At 67.0% G+C, this 18,808-nt stretch carries 12 protein-coding genes and 2 tRNA genes; 12 read left to right on the forward strand and 2 right to left on the reverse strand.

Annotated features, from left to right (window positions below; translation table 11 throughout):
* The first annotated feature begins 44 nt into the window (after window positions 1–44).
* From purL to HGB10_06845, 9 genes are all read left to right on the forward strand, one after another.
* A complete protein-coding gene (gene purL / locus HGB10_06805; GenBank protein ID NTU71513.1) occupies window positions 45–2,249 on the forward strand; it encodes a phosphoribosylformylglycinamidine synthase subunit PurL in 2,205 nt (734 codons plus the stop codon).
* A 92-nt stretch (window positions 2,250–2,341) separates the two neighbouring features.
* On the forward strand, window positions 2,342–3,793 hold the full coding sequence (locus HGB10_06810) for an amidophosphoribosyltransferase (protein NTU71514.1): 1,452 nt from the start codon (window positions 2,342–2,344) through the stop codon (window positions 3,791–3,793).
* Window positions 3,794–3,805: 12 nt separating this feature from the next.
* A complete protein-coding gene (locus HGB10_06815) occupies window positions 3,806–4,858 on the forward strand; it encodes a phosphoribosylformylglycinamidine cyclo-ligase (protein NTU71515.1) in 1,053 nt (350 codons plus the stop codon).
* Entirely contained in the window at window positions 4,855–5,466 is a 612-nt protein-coding gene (locus tag HGB10_06820) for a phosphoribosylglycinamide formyltransferase (GenBank protein ID NTU71516.1), read from the forward strand. The genes HGB10_06815 and HGB10_06820 overlap by 4 nt, the downstream gene beginning before the upstream one ends.
* Entirely contained in the window at window positions 5,463–7,451 is a 1,989-nt protein-coding gene (locus tag HGB10_06825; protein NTU71517.1) for a hypothetical protein, read from the forward strand. Before HGB10_06820 ends, HGB10_06825 begins: the two co-directional genes overlap by 4 nt.
* A 163-nt stretch (window positions 7,452–7,614) precedes the next feature.
* Window positions 7,615–8,781: a branched-chain amino acid ABC transporter substrate-binding protein gene (locus HGB10_06830; protein NTU71518.1), complete on the forward strand. Its 1,167-nt coding sequence runs from the start codon at window positions 7,615–7,617 to the stop codon at window positions 8,779–8,781.
* 146 nt (window positions 8,782–8,927) lie between these two features.
* The gene (locus HGB10_06835) at window positions 8,928–9,692 is read left to right on the forward strand and encodes a helix-turn-helix domain-containing protein (GenBank protein ID NTU71519.1); all 765 of its coding nucleotides are present in this window, start codon (window positions 8,928–8,930) and stop codon (window positions 9,690–9,692) included.
* 324 nt (window positions 9,693–10,016) lie between these two features.
* On the forward strand, window positions 10,017–11,585 hold the full coding sequence (gene purH, locus HGB10_06840; protein NTU71520.1) for a bifunctional phosphoribosylaminoimidazolecarboxamide formyltransferase/IMP cyclohydrolase: 1,569 nt from the start codon (window positions 10,017–10,019) through the stop codon (window positions 11,583–11,585).
* A gap of 107 nt (window positions 11,586–11,692) precedes the next feature.
* Window positions 11,693–12,253, forward strand: a complete 561-nt coding sequence (locus HGB10_06845) for a chemotaxis protein CheB (protein NTU71521.1) — start codon at window positions 11,693–11,695, stop codon at window positions 12,251–12,253.
* A gap of 9 nt (window positions 12,254–12,262) precedes the next feature.
* Here HGB10_06845 and HGB10_06850 read toward each other — a convergent pair whose 3' ends face one another.
* On the reverse strand, window positions 12,263–13,288 hold the full coding sequence (locus tag HGB10_06850; protein ID NTU71522.1) for a mechanosensitive ion channel: 1,026 nt from the start codon (window positions 13,286–13,288) through the stop codon (window positions 12,263–12,265).
* A gap of 119 nt (window positions 13,289–13,407) precedes the next feature.
* Here HGB10_06850 and HGB10_06855 point away from each other — a divergent pair.
* Window positions 13,408–13,483, forward strand: a tRNA-Lys gene (locus HGB10_06855).
* Window positions 13,484–13,493: 10 nt separating this feature from the next.
* Window positions 13,494–13,569, forward strand: a tRNA-Glu gene (locus HGB10_06860).
* Window positions 13,570–13,613: 44 nt separating this feature from the next.
* Here HGB10_06860 and HGB10_06865 read toward each other — a convergent pair.
* Window positions 13,614–16,652, reverse strand: a complete 3,039-nt coding sequence (locus HGB10_06865) for a M6 family metalloprotease domain-containing protein (GenBank protein NTU71523.1) — start codon at window positions 16,650–16,652, stop codon at window positions 13,614–13,616.
* Between the two features lie 202 nt (window positions 16,653–16,854).
* Here HGB10_06865 and HGB10_06870 point away from each other — a divergent pair.
* Window positions 16,855–18,808: carboxypeptidase regulatory-like domain-containing protein (locus HGB10_06870; GenBank protein ID NTU71524.1), on the forward strand; the 1,954-nt coding region annotated here is incomplete at its 3' end.

Below are 18,808 nucleotides of genomic sequence, written 5' to 3' on the forward strand. Positions count from 1 at the left end.
CCCAAGGAGCCTTCGTGATCACCATCGCGCCCCTGTCCGAGGACATCGCCAACACACTCGCCGTCGAACTCGGGCTCAAGCTCGAGGAGTACGGCAAGGTCGTCGAGATTCTCGGTAGGCATGCGACGGTGACCGAGCTCTACATGTACTCGCTCATGTGGAGCGAGCACTGCAGCTACAAGCACTCGCGCAAGGCCCTGCGCATGTTCCCCAACGACGGGCCGCACGTACTCCAGGGTCCGGGCGAGAACGCCGGCGTCATCGGCGTGGGTGATGGCTGGGCGGTCGCCTTCAAAATGGAGTCGCACAACCACCCGAGCGCCATCGAGCCCTACCAGGGCGCGGCGACCGGCGTCGGCGGGATCATCCGTGACATCTTCACGATGGGCGCGCGTCCCATTGCCTCGCTCAACTCGCTTCGCTTCGGCACGCTCGACAAGCCGCGTCAGCGCTACCTCTTCGAAGGCTCGGTCGCCGGTATCGGCGGCTACGGCAACTGCCTCGGCGTCCCCACTGTGGGCGGCGAGGTCTACTTCGAGGAAGCCTACGAGGGCAACTGCCTCATCAACGCCATGTCGATTGGCGTCATGCGCGAGGAAGAGATCATCCGAGCCACGGCCTCAGGCCCCGGCAACCTCGTGCTGCTCATCGGCTCGACGACCGGCCGAGACGGTATCGGCGGCGCTTCTGTGCTCGCGAGCCAGGAGTTCGACGAGCGTGCCGAGGACAAGCGCCCGGCCGTGCAGGTCGGCGACCCGTTCGAGGAGAAGCTGCTCATCGAGGCATGCCTCGAGCTGCTCAGTGGCAAGCTCCTCGTGGGCCTGGGCGACTGCGGCGCAGCAGGCCTGACCAGCTGTATCTCGGAGATGGCCGACCGCGGCGGCATGGGCGTCGACATCGACGTCGAGAAGATCCCCGCGCGCGAAGACGAGATGAAGCCGTTCGAGTTCATGGTCTCGGAGTCGCAGGAGCGCATGGTCGCGGTCCTCACCCCCGAGAACCTCGACGCCGCGCAGGCCATCTGCACGAAGTGGGGCCTGCGCTCCACCGTCATCGGTACGGTGACCGAGACCAGCCGCTTCGTCGTGCGCGCCGGCGATGAGGTCGTTGCCGATATGCCCGCCTCAACGCTCGCGGGCGACGCACCGATCTACGACCCCGCAATGACGCGCCCGGCGTACCTCGACGAGACGCAGGCGTTCGACCCGATGACACTCGCTCTTCCCACCGAGAAGCCCGAGCTGAGCGCCACCCTCCTGCAGCTGCTGGCAAGTCCCAACATCTGCTCGCGTCGCTGGATATGGGAGCAGTACGACCACCAGGTCATCCTCAACACCGTGGTGCTGCCGGGCAGTGATGCCGCCGTGCTGCGCATCGGCGAGGACGGCCGCGGGATCGCGGTCTCATCGGACTGCAACGGCCGCTACTGCTACCTCGACCCGTACGTAGGTGCGCAGATCGCGCTCGCGGAGGCGTCGCGCAACGTCGCGTGCGCGGGCGGCGAGCCGGCAGCGATCACCGACTGCCTCAACTTCGGCAATCCCGAGAAGCCTGAGGTGTTCTGGACCTTCTACGAGGCCATCCGCGGTCTCTCGGATGCCTGTAAGGCGTGGGGGATCCCGGTCATCAGCGGCAACGTCAGCTTCTACAACGAGTCGTTCGGCTCGCCGATCTACCCGACGCCTACCGTCGGTCTCGTGGGCGTCATGGACGACGTGACCAAGCACGCCACCGCCTGCTTCAAGGACGCCGGCGATGTGGTCTTCCTGCTCGGCGAGTCGCTTGAGGAACTTGGCGGCAGCGAGTACCTCAAGATCGCGCATGGCATGGTTGCGGGACGCCCGCCGGCGCTCGACCTCGAGCTCGAGCACGACGTGCAGGAGGTCATCCGCGAGGCGATTGGCGCGTGTCTCGTGAAGAGCGCGCACGACTGCTCCGAGGGCGGCATCGCGGTCTCGCTGGCCGAGTGCTGCATCGCCGGGCGTATCGGCGCAGACGTCCACCTGCACGACGACCTGCATCCCGCGGCATCGCTCTTCGGCGAGACGCAGTCGCGCATCGTGGTGACGGTGGCGGAGCCCGACGCCGAGGAGTTCGTGACGTGTCTGCTCAACCATCAGGTGCCCTACAGCGTCATCGGCACCGTGGGCGGCGATTCGCTCTCGATCTGCGAGCGGCTCGATATCCCTGTGGCTGACCTGGCGGCGGCATTCGAGCCCACTCTCGAGCGGCTCGTTCACGGCGGGTAAGGCCGCGTGCGCGACCACAGCCGGGTCGATTCCGTGCTAGACTACGCGCGTTCCCGCCCTTCCCGTGCGACGTGAGGCATTTCATTCGCATGATGCGTGATCCCGCCGAGGACCAGCTCCTCGAAGAGCGCCCTGATCGCCCCGAAGAAGCGTGCGGGGTATTCGCCGTATACGCTCCCGGTGAGGATGTCGCGCGGCTGACGTACTTCGGGCTGCACGCCCTCCAGCACCGCGGACAGGAGTCCGCCGGCATCGCGGTGGGCGACAACGACACCGTCACAGTCACCAAGAACCTCGGCCTGGTTTCTCGCGTCTTCAAGGAAAGCGACCTCGACTCGCTGCCCGGCGACGTCGCCATCGGCCACACGCGCTACTCGACGACCGGTTCGTCCACCGCCTGGGAGAACGCGCAGCCGCACCTCTCGGCGATCGGACACCAGGTCATCGCTCTCGCGCACAACGGCAACCTCGTCAACACCGCGGAACTTCGCGACGCGCTCGTCGTGCAGGGCATCCGCTTCCGCTCGACCACCGACTCCGAGGTCATGACCACGCTAGTGGGCTACTTCACACAGAAGACCGGCCATATTCGCGAGGGCATCCGCGAGACGATGAAGCTCATCAAGGGCGCCTACTCGGTCGTTCTGACCACGGAGAACGCCGTCTACGCGTTCCGCGATCCGAGCGGCGTTCGCCCGCTCGTGCTCGGCAAGCTCGACGATCGCGGCTGGATCGTCGCAAGCGAGACGTGCGCGCTCGATATCGTGGGTGCGGAGTCCGTGCGTGACATCGCCCCCGGCGAGATGATCAAGATCAGCGCCAACGGCGTCGAGGCCGAGCAGGCCGTGCCCGCCGGCAAGTCGTCGTTGTGCATGTTCGAGTACGTCTACTTCGCGCGTCCCGACTCCGAGTTCGGCGACTGCTCGCTGTATGAGGCGCGCCGTCGGATGGGCGAGGCGCTTGCCCACGAAGCGCCGGCCGACGCGGACTTCGTCATCGGCGTACCGGACTCCGGCATCCCGGCTGCGACCGGTTTCGCGCACGAGAGCGGCCTGCCGTACGGCGAGGGCCTCGCGAAGAATCGCTACGTGGGGCGCACGTTCATCAGCCCGAGTCAGACGATCCGCCAGCAGGGCATCCGGCTGAAGCTCAACCCGCTCAAGCACGCGATTCGCGGCAAGCGGCTCGTGGTCGTCGACGACTCGATCGTGCGTGGGAACACCACCAAGAAGCTCATCGCGCTGCTGCGCGAGGCTGGCGCGGCCGAGGTGCACATGCGCATCACCTCGCCGCCGGTCGTGTGGCCGTGCTTCTACGGCATCGACACCGATACGCAGGAGCAGCTCATCGGCGCGACGAAGACCGTCGAAGAGATTCGAGAGCACATCGGCGCCGACTCGCTCGCGTATCTTTCGCTCGATTCGATGGTGGCGGCGACCGGCACGAGCAAGGACGACTTCTGCCTCGCGTGCTTCGACGGCAAGTACCCCATCGAGATCCCTGAGTCCGTGAAGTCCGGCAAGCTCGCACTCGAGCGCTGCTGACAGGAGAGCCCTGTGACTGACGAACGCACCCCGATCACCTACCGCGACGCCGGCGTCGACACCGCAGAGGGAGGGCGCGCGGTCGACAGGATTCGGGCCGCGGTCAAGTCCACCTACCGTCCCGAGGTCATCGGTGACATCGGCGGGTTCGGCGGGTTGTTCTCGGCGGCGGCGTTCAAGGGTATGGACGACCCCGTGATGGTTAGCGGCACCGACGGTGTGGGCACGAAGCTGCTGCTCGCGCAGAAGCTCGGCAAGCACGACACGGTCGGCATCGACCTCGTCGCCATGTGCGCGAACGACATCATCGTCACCGGCGCCGAGCCGCTGTTCTTCCTCGACTACGTCGCGATCGGCAAGCTCGATAGCGAGCTCGTGGGCAGCGTCGTCGAAGGCATCGCCGAGGGCTGCAGGCAGGCAGGCTGCTCACTCATCGGCGGGGAGATGGCCGAGCACCCCGACGTCATGGAGCCTGGTGACTACGACCTGTCGGGCTTCTGCGTGGGTGTCGTCGATCGCCCCAAGATGATCGACGGCTCGACGGTGGCCCCCGGCGACGTCGTGCTGGGCCTTGCATCGAGCGGACTGCACTCCAACGGCTTCTCGCTCGTGCGCAAGGTCCTCGTTGACGGCCATGAGGCCGAGCTGACGCTCCCGCGCGTGGATCTGGGTGGCGAGACCCTCGGGGCCGCGCTGCTCACGCCTACGCGCATCTACGTGTCCGCAGTGAAGGCGCTGCTCGAGTCGGGCGTGCCCGTCAAGGCGCTCGCGCACATCACCGGCGGCGGTATCACCGAGAACCTCGACCGCGTGCTGCCCGAGAACGCCGATGCGCTCGTCGCCCGCGGCTCGTGGCCGGTGCCGCGCGTCATCGAACTCGCGGTCGAAGCGGCCGCGCTGCCCGAGGACGAGGCGTACAAGACGTTCAACATGGGGATCGGCATGATGGTCGTGCTCGATGCGAAAGCAGCGCCCGAAGCCGCCGCAGTACTTCGCGCGGCGGGAGAGCAGGTCTTCGAGGTCGGTGAGATCGTCAGCGGCGAGGGGAAGGTGCGCTACCGATGACCATTCGGCTTGGCGTACTCATCAGCGGCTCCGGCACCAATCTGCAGGCGATCATCGATGCGATCGATGCGGGGCGTCTCGACGCGCAGGTCGGCGTCGTCATCAGCAACCATGCCTCGGCCCGAGGGCTCGACCGCGCGCGCAAGCACGACATCGACGCGGTCTTCGTCGACCGCGGCTCGTTCGATTCGCCGCGCGCCTACAACGCCGAAATCCGCGACGTGCTGCGCAACCACGGCGTCGACTGGGTCGTCATGGCCGGCTACATGCGCCTTCTCGGCCGAGAAGTCCTCGACTTCTTCCCCAACCACGTGCTCAACATCCACCCGGCGATGCTACCGAGCTTCCCGGGTGCAAACGGCATCCACGATGCCTGGGCCTACGGCGTCAAGGTGACCGGCGTGACCGTACACATCGCCAACGAGGTCTTTGACGAAGGCGCAATCATCGCGCAGGAACCCGTCGTGATCGCCGAGGACGACACCATCGAGACCCTCGAGGCCAAGATCCACGCCGTCGAGCATGAGATGTATCCGCGCGTGCTGGGCTGGATCGCCGATGGCCGCGTCGAGATCATCGGCCGCAAGGTGAAGATCGCCGCGCGATGAGGTCGGCGCTTCGCGCGTTCGGGCCGATTGTCGCAGGCCCCGAGGTCGAACCGGCCGACTGGCTCGCCGTGCTCGAGGGCCGCTCTCCGCTCGCGCTGTCGCCTGATTCCGCTGCAGGCTGGTTCGGCGGCACCACGCTCGTCGCCTACGATCCCGATGAGACCGGCAGTGCGCCCGGCAGCGGATCCGGCTCACTCGCGGCCGCCGGTGAGGTGCTCACGCGAGCGCTGGACGCCGCCGAGCCCGTGCTTGCCGTGGCGCAGCTGCCCTACACGGGTGACTGCCGATGGGCGCTGTACCGCCGCGGCTTCGTGCGCTGCGCCGACGGCTGGCGCGCGTGGGGGGACGCGGACAGCGTGCCCGCGGTCCCACTGGTGCCCGCCCTCGCCGCCGCTGAGCACGCCGGGCGACGCGACGACGGCGCACGCGGCGGTGGCTCCGTGACGGCTCCCGGTGCGCTCGTGACCGATGCTGCGACCGATCTCGACCAGGCCGCGTTCGTCTCGGCGGTGGAGGCGACCCGGGAGGCGATTCTCGCGGGCGACGTCTATGTGCTCAACCTGACGCGGCGCATTAGCGCAACGACCTCACGTGCGCCCCATGAGCTGTGGCGCGCGATGGACAAGACCGCACCGGCTTCGATGTCCGCGACTTGGGTGGCGCAGGACGGCAGTGCGATCGTCTCGGCATCGCCCGAGCGCTTCGTGCGCCTCGTGGGCCATGAGGTCGAGATCGCACCGGTGAAGGGCACGCGCCCGCGCGGACGCGACTCCGGCGCCGATGCGGAGATCGCGGCGGAACTAGCGGCCTGCACGAAGGAGCGCGCCGAGCACGTGATGATCGTCGACCTCGAGCGCAACGACTTGGGACGCGTGTGTGAGTCGGGCAGCGTGCGGGTCGAGCCGCTGTTCGCGTTGGAGTCGACTGCATACTGCCACCAGATGGTGAGCAGCGTGCGCGGCCTCATGCGCGCCGACGCGACCGTGTCCGACCTGCTCGAAGCGACGTTTCCCTGCGGCTCAGTGACCGGCGCACCGAAGGTCGCGGCGATGGAGCACATCGACCGACTCGAGGGATCGCCCCGTGGGGCGTACACCGGGTCGCTCGTGGTCGCGGTGCCGGGTGAACTCGACTCGTCGGTGCTCATCCGCACGGCAGAACTGGGGCCTGTTCAGCAGCCAGCGGGCACGCGGGTCGTGAGGTACGGGACCGGATGCGGCATCACGGTGGAGTCGGACGCGCTCGCCGAGTGGGACGAGAGCGTGCTCAAGACCGCGCCGCTGCTCGGTCGGGTGCCGCCACGCGCGTTGCGCGAGACCTGCCGAGTGGCCAGCGGCACGGTACCTCTGTGGCGCTGGCATCGCGAACGGCTCGCAGCGGGCGGGTGTGGCGAGGCGCTGCTCGAGCGCGCGGACCGCGAGGTCGCACACGCGGCCGCCGGCTGGGAGGATGTCGCGACCAAGCGCGCTCGGCTCACACTGTCGGTGACGCCCGAGGGCGAGCTGACGGTGGAGGTTGCGCAGCGCCTGAGCTCACTCGACGTGCCCAACGGGCCGCTGGCTGCTCGTGTTGCGGCCGCCGATTCGCCTCCGCTTCCACCCGGCCCCGCCAAGCCCTACGACCGCTCCTGGTGGGACGGGGCGCACCGCATCGCGGAGGCCGCCGGCGCTCACCAGGCGGTCATCGTTGACCCCGACGGTTTGGTCGTCGACGGCTCCACCTCGTGTGTGTGGATCGTTGAGGGCGGATGCATCATCGCGCCACCGGCGCCGCCGGCCATCCCAAGCGTCTCCGCGGCGTTCATCGCTCAGCGGGCTGCGGCAATCGGCCTGGAGGTTCGTCGCGAACCTGTCTCGTGGGAGCGTTTCGAGGCGGCCGATGAAGCGTTCCTCTCAAATGCCTTCGGGGGCGCGGTGGCTATCCGGGGGCGCGGAGGTGCCGTCTTCGCGCAGGTCAGAGCGTTCTTCGACGACGTCTGGGGCTAGGTCTCGAGACGCCACGCCAGCGCTCTGCGCAGTGTACCTGCGAATCGTAGGTGAGTGAATCGCTGCGCTTTCGAATCCACATGGAGTTGCATAGCACCTGCTGGTATATTCACCCGCTGGTGACCCTTATGCAGGCGCCATAGGACTAGGGGAAGGAATCCGCATGCAGTATGCAATCCGCAAGTTCGCGGTGGTTGCGGCGGTCGTGGCGCTCGGCGCGACGATGATGACCGGGTGCTCGAAGCCGGCAGCCACGACCGAGCCGGGAGCGCCGGCCGAGGCCAAGGCCGTCAAGGTCGGCTTCGCAGCACCGCTTACCGGCGACAACGCGATCTACGGCCAGGGCATGAAGCGCGCCGTGGAACTCGCGATCGAGGAGGTCAACGCCTCTGAGGCCGCCAAGACCGCAGGCATGACCTTCGAGCTTCGTGCCGAGGACGACATGGGCGACCCCAAGCAGGCCGTCAACGTCGCGAACCTGCTCGTGAGCGACACATCGGTCGTCGGTATCGTCGGCCACTTCAACTCGGGCTGCTCGATCCCGGCATCTCCGGTCTACAACCGCGCCAAGCTCGCGATGGTCACGGTGAGCTCCAACCCGGCCCTCACGGCCGCCGGTCTGCCCAACGTTAACCGCGTGGTCGCGAAGGATGACGCGCAGGGCGCTGCCGCGGGCGAGCTCGTCGCGACCAAGCTCGGCCTGAAGAACGTTGCCGTCATCGACGACTCGACGCCGTACGGACAGGGCCTCGCCGAGCAGTTCGTCAAGGCATTCACCGCCGCGGGCGGCACCGTCGTCATGGAAGAGCACGTGCAGGCCAATGACGTCGACTTCGGCGCCATCGTCACCCGCATGAAGGGCAAGAAGCCCGAGGCGATCTACTACGCAGGCGGCCTGAACCAGGGCGCGCTGCTCTCGAAGCAGTCCAAGGAAGCCGGCCTGAAGGTTCCGCTCATCGGCGGCGACATGATCTATGCCGCCGACTTCGTGAAGATCGCCGGCAAGGCCAACGCTGAAGGCGACATCGCCACGGCTCTAGGCCTCCCACTCGACCAGCAGCCCAAGGGCGCCGAGTTCACCGAGAAGTACACGGCGAAGTTCGGTGAGGAGCCGCAGGCCTACGACAGCTACGCATACGATGCCGCATGGCTCGTCATGAACGCCGCCATGGATGCGGGCGCCGACCGTGCCGCCGTCGTGGCAGCGGTCCGGGGTAGCATGCTCGATGGTGTCACCGGTCAGATCGCATTTGACGCCAACGGAGACAACAAGCAGCAGATCATCTCGCAGTACCAGGTCACGGACGGGGAGTGGAAGCAGCTCAAGTAGCGGCTCTTCGCATCCCGCGCACAGCCGGAGGCCGGTCCCACAAGGGGCCGGCCTTCGTGTTTACGGAGGCTCAGAGACCACGACGGATTTTCCGATGTTTTCCTATAGAAACCTATCGGTGCTACGCTAGTCGCATGGAAGAGCTGATGGATATCACCTCGGTCGCGCAGTACCTCGGCGTGACGGAACGTACCGTGTACAACAAGGTGCGCGCCGGCGACCTGCCTGCGCTCAAAGTGGGGCGCCTGTGGCGAGTCAGGCGGAGCGATCTCGAAGGGTGGCTATCGGCCGCCCCGTACCGCTCACTGTCGCCCACGGCAAGCGGGGGATTGCTTGCGGGCGAGTCCGGCTTCCTGCTCGAGCGCTCGGCGCTTGACTCGGCGCTCCTGGAGCTCGCCGACCCGCTCGAGCGTCGCCTGACGTTCGTCGCGATGCTGACTAGCGGAGTGGAGGCGCTTGGATGGCCTGCGCCAGTGGTGGTGGGCGGCCACGCGGTGGAGTTCTACACGGCCGGAGGCTACACGACTGTCGACATCGATCTCGCCGGCGCATCGGAGCCGATCGGCCAGGTCCTGGAGTCGTGGGGGTTTGAGCGTACCGGGCGGCACTGGTTCGACACAGCGCTCGGCCTGGTGCTCGAGGTCCCGGGGTCGTCGCTGGGACCTGCGGAACTCAGCCACTGCGTCCTGCTCAGAATCGGAGGGGCGACCGCGCACGTTCTTGGGATCGAGGACCTCGTCGTCGATCGACTCGCGGCGTGCGTGCACTGGCAGGATGCCGACTCGTGCCAGTGGGCAGCTCGGCTGCTCGCCGTGGCCGAGGATCTCGACACCGACTACCTGCGCCTGCGCGCGCATGAAGAAGACGTCACAGCCGCGCTCGCGACTGCTATGGGAGAGGCAGGCCGCTAGATGAGTCGTGTTGTCGAATGGACAGACTGGCAGCGCAGTCGAAGAGCGTTCGTTGCCAGCGGCAGGGAAGGCGAGCGTGCCAGGCCACGGCGCAAGCCTCGTCTACCCGCTGATGAAGCGATCATCACCCGCATGACACTGGTTGAGGTCGCGCGTCGACGCACGGACGGGCGGCTCGTGAGGGTCGCGCCGCGGGAGTACGAACTGCACACCCTATCCTCGGTCGCGCGCGGTTCCCGAAACGCTACAATCACCTCGTGAGTCACTCGGCCGTCGTGCGGCGGCCGATCACCGTTCGATTCCACGAGCAGGGGGTCATCAGCGATGTCCAACGTCTCAATCAAGCGCGCACTCGTGTCGGTCACCGACAAGAGCGGCGTGGTCGAGTTCTGCCGAGCACTCGTCGACGAGTTCGGCGTCGAGATCGTCTCGACCGGCGGCACAGCCAAAGCGCTGGCCGATGCTGGCGTGCCGGTTCGTCCCATCGACGACCTCACCGGCTTTCCCGAGATGATGGACGGCCGCGTCAAGACGTTGCACCCTCGCGTTCACGGCGGGCTGCTCGCTCGTCGCGACGTGCCCGCGCACATGGCCGCCGCTGACGAGCACGGCATCGGCATGATCGACCTGGTGTGCGTGAACCTGTACGCCTTCGAGGCGACTATCGCCAAGGAGGGTGTGACCGAGGCCGATGCCATCGAGAACATCGACATCGGCGGCCCGTCGATGCTCCGCTCGGCTGCGAAGAACTTCGCGAGCGTCACCGTGGTCACCGAGCCTGATAGCTACGACGCGATCCTCACCGAGATGCGCGCCAACGGCGGTGCGACCACGCTCGAGACGCGCCGCGCCTGCGCGACCGCCGTCTTCGCGAAGACGAGCACGTATGACTCGGCGATCTGGATGTACCTCTCGGGCTACAAGCAGACGCAGTTCCCCGAGGAGGTCCGCTTCCGCCTCCTCAAGCAGCAGGACCTGCGTTACGGCGAGAACCCGCACCAGAGCGCTGCGGTCTACCGCTTCATCGACGCCAAGGAGCACACGCTCGCCCTCGCCGAGCAGCTCCAGGGCAAGGAACTCTCGTACAACAACTTCCTCGACACCGATGCCGCTTGGACCGCTGTGCGCGAGTTCACCGAAAAGCCCGCATGCGTGATCATCAAGCACGCCAACCCGTGCGGCACCTGCGTGGACAACGACATCACCACCGCGTACCAGAAGGCGTGGGCGGTCGACACCGTCAGCGCGTTCGGCGGCGTCATGGCGTTCAACCGCACGGTGCCGGCGTCGCTCGTCGAGCGCATCCTCGCCAACGAGCAGTTCGTCGAGGTCATGATCGCGCCGGACTTCGAGCCGGGTGCCCTCGAGCTGCTCTCCACGAAGGCCAACGTCCGTGTGCTCAAGACCGGCGGCATGCGCCCCGTGGGCGGCCACTACGAGTCGCGCGCCATCGAGGGCGGCATGCTCATCCAGGAGTCGGACTCCGTCTCCGAGGATCCGGCCACCTTCACGGTCGTCTCGAAGCGCCAGCCCACCGCCGATGAGATGGAGCAGATGCTCTTCGCCTGGAAGGTCGCCAAGTCCGTGAAGTCCAACGCGATTCTGCTGGCGAAGGACTTCGTGAGCGTGGGCGTGGGAGCCGGCCAGATGAACCGCGTGAACTCCGCGCGCATCGCCGTGACGGCTGCGGGCGAGAACGCGAAGGGTGCAGTCGCCGCGAGCGACGCGTTCATGCCGTTCCCGGACTCGCTCGAGGTGTGCGCCGAGGCCGGCGTGACCGCCGTCATCCAGCCCGGTGGTTCGATGCGTGATGAGCTCACGATCGAGGCCGCCGATAAGGCCGGCATGGCGCTCGTGTTCACGGGCGGCCCCAACCGCCACTTCCGCCACTAGGCGGCGCCACGAAGCACCCGGGAGACACATACGGCAGCTCGCCTCGGCGACGCGACGAAAGCGCCTACGGCGTACCCGCCGGCGGAGGCCCGCTCGAGGCCGTCGTCATCGGCGCGTCGGCCGGTGGGCCGTCTGCGATCGAGTCGGTGCTCGCGGCGTTGCCCGCGGACTTCTCGGCACCGATTGCGGTGTGCCAGCACATGTCGGAGGGCGCGACCGAGTTCTGGGCGAGCCGGCTGGACGGTGAGTGCGCGATGCCGGCGGCCGAAGCACGCAGCGGCGAGCCGTTCTCGGCGGGGCGCATCTACGTAGCGCCGGCGGGCAAGCACATGCGCATCCGCGGCACGCTTGCCGCGCCCATCATCACGCTCGAGCGCGACTTCGCCGACGTCATGCACGTGCCCTCGATCGACTTCCTGATGAGCTCGGCGGCCGCGCTGTTCGGGCACGGGGTGCTCGGCGTGCTGCTCACGGGTATGGGGAGCGACGGGGCGCTCGGGATGCTGTCGATCCGCCGAGCCGGGGGAGTGACGCTCGCGCAGTCCGAGGACACGGCGTTCATGCCGTCGATGCCGCGTGCCGCCTCCGAGATGGGCGCGGCGACCGAGGTGGTGCCGCTGCACGACATGGCGCGCGTCATCGCCGACCGCGTCGCGGGGCGCTGCTAGCGGGGATCGCTAGGCGAGCGGCTTGGCGGAGACGCTTAGACCCGTTGCGAGTTCGACGTCTGCGGACTCCGCAAGCTCGTGATGCAGCTGCTCGATGAGGTCTGATACGACCGGCAGGCGGTCCTGGAAGCGAGTCACGCGAATCGTGACAGCCGCCGAGATGCCCTCGGGTCCGAACGCGCGAAACGTGCAGACCGGCTCGAAGTCGTCGATCGCCTCGGCGTGCGCTTTGCGGACCGCGCGCGCGACCTTCACGGCGATCCGCTTGACCTCGTCGAGGTCGCTTCCGTAGGTGACGGTGAAGGGCACGGGCTCGATGTGCTCCTCGTCGTCGGCGGTGAAGTTCGTGACGAGCGTGGTCGCGATCACGGTGTTGGGGATGATGAGAAGGTCGTTGCTCGGCGCGAGCAGCGTGGTGTTTCGCCAGGTCACATCCATGACCAGACCCTCTTGCATCGTGGAGAGCCTGATGTACTGACCCGGCTGGATCTGGCGCGACAGCGTGACCTGCAGCCCTGCGAAGAAGTTCGCAAGCGTGTCCTGCAGGCCGAGCGACACGGCGATCCCAACGACACCGAGCGAAGCCACCAGCGGGCCGATCTGCACCCCCAGCGCACCAAGCACGAACGTCAGGCCGATCGCCCAGATCACGAGCCGCGCGAGGTTGACGAAGATCGTGCCGCTCGGCGCGTTGACGCTGTCCTTGGCGAGGTACGCGCGAATGAGCTTGCCCGCGAGCCGCGCGAAGAACACGGTCACCGACAGAACCGCGACCACGATGATGATGCGGGAGGTCCACTCGAGCGCCTTTGGCTCCAGGAAGTGGAAGGGCTTGAAGATCGCCACGCCGAGCAGAACGGCCCAGACCTCGTATTGTCCGCGCAGGGCGTTGGCAAGTGCGACGCGGGGCCGTGCAGCGGGACCGGAATCATGGCCGAGAATCGCGGTGAACCCGAGGTCGATGACGAATCCGGCAAGGAGTGAACCGACGATCACGACCGCCACGTATGCCCACTCGCCCAACTCGAAACCCATGCGTCAAACCCCCTCGTCTCGGCGGCGTTCATGGTACCAGAGGTGCGGTTTGACCCGCTCGGAGCCAGCCGATACACTGTCGCCTGCCCTGTGCAGCGACATGAACAGCGGCAGTGTTCGGGCCGTTAGCTCAGTTGGTAGAGCAGGGGACTTTTAATCCCAAGGTCCGGGGTTCGATCCCCCGACGGCCCACCAGTGCGAATAGGCCCCCATCGTCTAGCGGCCAAGGACTCCGCCCTTTCAAGGCGGCAACAGGGATTCGAATTCCCTTGGGGGCACCAGATTCTTCGTGAGTCCCTCTGTGAATCGCAGGGGGACTCATCTGTTACCTGACGCGGAACGTGCGGTATGCGCCGGTCGTGGTGACCTTGAGTGTGTCGGCGTAGAACACGCGAGCGGCCCAGTAGCCTTTCGGCAGCTTGCGCTTCGCAGTCCATCGGCCCGCCGAGGTGACCGTCACCGTCTGACTCCTGTAGAAGCGCTTGGTGCTTCCTGAGACCCGGTACCACTTCACGACGGCGCTGCGCTTCGACACGGGGTAGATCGACCCCGTCACCGAGAATGTGCGGTTCGCACGGGGTGAGCGCGGGGCCGAGGGGCGTGTCACTCGAGCGAGCACACCGAGCACGAACTGCGAGCTGGTGCCTTCGCGGATCGTGGCGCCGGGAGCTGTGCGCAGCCGATAGGTCGCGCTCTTCCACGGCACGAACGTGAACGAGAAGCTGCCATCAGCTGCGGCATACGCGGTCTCCGGCGTCGCGCGTGACCATCCGCCGGAGTTGCTGAACTCCAGCCATACCGGCGCGCCCATCGCGGGCCCGCTTGCTGCCGCGGTGTCGATGCGGGCCGACAGCGTCATGGCGCTGCCCATCGTCACCGGTGAGGGGATCCGCGGAATCACGAACGCCGTGGGGGCGACGATGTGGAACGCCGCGCTTTGCGCAGCGGACGAGTTGCCGGCCTTGTCGACGCACCAGAACCGCAGGACGTGATCGCCGCCCGTCGAGCTGGTGACCGCTATCCGTGAAGCGACCGCCGTCTGCGTGGCTTCGGCGTCCAGGCGCCAGCGTAGCGAGGCGAGGCCGCTGCCGTTCGCGTCCTCAGCGGCGACGAGTTGGATAATCGCGAAGTCGGTGTAGTTCGAAACGGCGTTCGACGTAACCGTCGGTGGGGTGACATCGTTGACGAAGAACGTCGCCGTCGAGGGTGACTCGGTGTTGCTGGCGTGATCGACCGACCAGAACTGCAGAGTGTGCGGACCAAACTTCGAGGTCGTGACGAGTCGCCCACTTCCCGTGGTGCCATCGAGCGACCACGTGGTGCGCTGGACGCCCAGCTGGGTGTCGGTCGCCGTGAGCGTGATGTTCGCGGAGGTGTCGTAGCTTGCGACAGCATCGCTTGTCGTGTGCGGCGGCGTGGTGTCGCTGATGACCGAGAAGCTGGCCACGTGGGTCGTCTCCACATTGCCGGCGATGTCCGCCGAGTAGTACTCGAGCGAGTACTGGCCTGCGGGCTTGTTGATGGTCGCCGTCGCACCTGCCGAGAAGGTACCGCCGGGCATGACGCGCCAGTAGGTCGTCGCGACACCCGAGTGTCCGTCGGTCGGGGCAAGCGGCACTACGGTCGCGAGTCCGGCCTGGTAGAAGTCGCGCAGCGTGGGTGCGGGGGTGGTGGGTGGCGTCTTGTCGATACGCACCGTCGCGGTCCTGGTGGCCTCGGTGTTGCCGGAGGCGTCCTGCGATCGATAGCGCAGCGTCGTGGTGCCCTCGGTGGAGAAGAGAATCGGCGTGCCGACTGTGTAGGTCTGCTCGGCGGACTCACCGAGTCGATAGCGGGTCCACACGACACCACTGGAGTCATCGGTGGCCGAGAGCGCGACCGAGACGTCGGTGCGGTTCCATCCCGAGAAGGCGTTGGCCGGAGTGGGCGTCGCCGTCGTGACCGGCGCCGTTGTGTCGGTGAGGCCCTCGATGTACGCACGCAGCGAGGCAACCCCTGCGGCGAAGGTGATCGAGTCGACAACCACGCCGGACGTCGAGCCGTCGTATCGGGCGCTCGAAGGGTTGCTACGTGGTGAGAACGCCGAGCCGGTCCGCCACGTGTCGTCGACGTCGAATGACAGGTCCCGTGATATCTCGCCGAGCCCGTCGGCCTCCTCGACCGCGAGATACTTGTGCGCGGTCTCGGAGTTGTCCCAGGCGAAGTCGGTGCCGTACGTGTTGAGCCTCGAATCGAGATGCCAGATGGTCAGTCCTGGGCTGGTCCCCGTGAGGTAGGACATGCCCTTATCGTTGCCGGTCGGCTGGCGGTTCTCGACGACGAATGCCTCCGAGAACATATTCGCCACGCTGGCGCCCGGCATGACGAGCAGCGAGTCGCCGCTGGTGGCTGCGGGGCGCAACTGCGCGCTTGGAGCCGAGCCGCTCACGATCGTCGGGGTGCGCCAATCGAGCATCCACTTGCTGAACGTATTGTGGTCGTAGTTGGCCGAATCCATCATGTCGAAGTAGCCGACGCCCCCGTCGGGGCCGACCCCGCCGTCGTAGTCGTAGAGATCGGGTAGTCCGAGGGCGTGCCCGGTCTCATGGATGGCCGTGGACTGCTCGCCGGAGCTCACCCACTGCCAGGTGTAGGTGTCGGGGCGTACTCCATCCACCGTTAGGTAGGTGGCCCACCACGACGTCTGATACGCCCACCAGAAGCTCGCCCACTCACCGGAGTCCCCCATCCAATACACCATGAGAAAGTCGACCGTGCCGTTGTGGTCGTTGTCGTACTTCGACAGGTCGAGACCACGCGCATCGTAGTAGCGCAGGGCATCAGCGATCAGGTTCTCCCGGCCCATGGCGGTCTGCGAGATCGACGTGCGCGGTACGGAGGGGCGATACCAGCCGTAGGTGTCGACGCGAAGATCGAGCTGGTTGAACGACGAGCGCTGGTAGTACCCGCGCAGGCTCTCGTAGGGGTAGTACGGGTCGCTTGCGTTTGCGACTCCATCGAGTCGACCGGAGATGGTCGCGGTGGTGACATCTGCGGGCTCATCCGAGAAGTCGATGCAGATAGCGAGTGCGTTCTGCGTCCCCGTCGAGCCGAGCCCGCCCCGCCAGTTGGGAGGAGGCGTGGGCAGCGAATAGAAGCCCTGAGAGGCTAGTGACTTGGCCTTCCATGCTGACACGAGATCGGGGCTCACCCGGTCGTTGCCGATCGCCTTCGCGGCCGCGATGCGCTTCGCCAGCGTGCCGTCGGACTTGTACTGTCGGAGTTGGGCCTCGGTGGGGGGCTCGAGTGCGAAGGCGCTTCCACCCACACCCAAGGCGAGCAGCAGCGACGCGGCGCACAGCGCAAGTCGTAGGACTCTCATCATGTGGCGACTCCAGGCAATCGCTGCACGCGCCCCCGGCGGTGCATCTGAGTAGTGTATCGGCGGGAAATCGCCCGCGCTTGACCTTGGATATGCCCGATGAGGTGCGCGAATATCCGTCTTCACGGTCATACGTGACTCCGTCCTGCCGTGGCCGCTGGTATGCTGACCACGCTGGAGTCGCACGCAATGACCGGGGGTTGCTGTGTCGCACCACGGGCGATTCGCCCGCACCGCCTGGATTGGTCTGTTCGCGCTCGCAACACTCGCGCTCGCTGCGATGCTGCTGGTGCCTACTGCCGCGTCCGCCGACGCACCGGCACCCGGCTGGATCGAAGGTCGCGTGACAGACTCCTTTGGGGCCGGTATCGCCGGGGTGGAGGTCGCGCTGTTTCGCGCGCACGACGGCGTGCCGGTGGAGCTATCCCCCGGGGGCGCGTGGTCGCGAGAGGCGACCACCACCGATGAAATGGGCTACTACTCGGTGCCGGTGCTCGAGGACGGTTTCGTCGACGTCTACTTCTACGACGACTCCGGTGCGTTCTCGCCCGGGTTCTTCTCGGCCGAAGGCACCGCCAGCTCGCCTATCGCCTCGGCGACGCCGGTGGAGGCCAGTCTGGGGACAACCACGACCGCCATCGACGAGATGCTTCTGCCCACGGTGTCGGTGTCGGGGACGGTGCGTTCCACGACGGGTGCGCGGCTCGGCGGGATCAGAGTCTACGCGAACCAGACGAGCTGGTCGTGGCGCGAAAGTAGCGCGGTGCAAGCCACAACCGACTCCCGGGGCCGCTACTCGATACCGGGTGTGCACGCCAACACGACGCACACCCTGCTCTTCAGCGACCTGTCCTCGGCGTATCTACCCATCTACTACGCGCAGAAGCGCAGCCTCGCATCCGCCTCCCCGGTCGGTGTCGCTGAGACCGCGACCGTCGGAATCGACGCCACGCTCGTGCCATCGGGGCGCATCAGCGGCACGGTGCGGGACTCGGCCGGGCGGCCCCTTTCGGGCATCAAGGTGGTGGGCGGCGCACTCGGCGACTACTACGGCTATGAGTACCAGCCGCTCGCGGTCACGGACTCGCATGGCCACTACTCGATCCGCGGCTTCACGTACGGGGTCGCGGTCGTGCGTGCCTACGACCCGCGCGGGCGCTATCGCGACGTGTGGTACAAGTCGACGCCGTTCCGCAAGGACACCTTCAACGCGAGCCAGCTCGTCGTGACGACGGCCGGCAGGACGCGGACCGGAATCGACTTCAAGCTCGCGTCTGCGGCCCGCGTGGTGGGCCGCGTCACGAGTGCCGGGACGGGTCTGGCCGGCGCCAAGGTGACCGCCTACCGACGCCTCGGCGATCGGTGGTCATGGACCGACGATGCGCTCGCGGCAGAGGACGGCACCTACGTCATCGGCAGCCTGCCGGGCGGCATCTACCTGCTCAAGTGCGACGGTCCCAACAATCGGTTGGGACGCTACGCACGGGAGTACCTCGGAGGGTCCTCCTCGGTTCTCGACGCGACTCAGATATCGCTACCCGTGAGTACGACCACCACGAGAGCCGACTTCGATCTGGCGGCCGGAGCATCTGTGTCGGGCGAGATCCGACGGGATGACGGCACACCGATGGAGTGTTACGTCGAGGCGCATGCGCTTGACTCGGAAGATATCCACTACGGCGTGGCGAGCGCTGCGGGAACCTACACCGTGAGCGGGCTGCCCGGCGGGGAATACAAGATCCGCTACCTGCCGCGCACGGATGCCCGGACGGCCGCGGGCTGGTATGGGCAGGCGAGCGAGTCGGCGAACGCGACCACGCTCACAGTCGTCGCCGATGAGGCCACGGCCGGCATCGACGCGACGCTCTCGGCGGGCTTCACGATTTCAGGCGCGATTCACGCGCCGGATGGCTCGGGCCTCTCGGGCTACGTGCAGTTGCGCTCGGGTGACGACCGGGGGGCACCGAAGTGGGTGCAGATCGGTACGGACGGTGAGTACGAGATGACCGGCGTGGCTGCGGGGCAGTACTCGCTTGCAGCACTGCCGGGTGACTCGTCGGACGAGGCGACCGTTGCGGCGTGGCACTACCCGTACGGGTCAGCCTCGCGCGGGGAGACGTTCACCATCGCAGGCGACTTTGAAGTCGCCTGCGAGATCG

Source organism: Coriobacteriia bacterium, assembly GCA_013334745.1.
Lineage (GTDB): Bacteria > Actinomycetota > Coriobacteriia > Anaerosomatales > JAAXUF01 > JAAXWY01.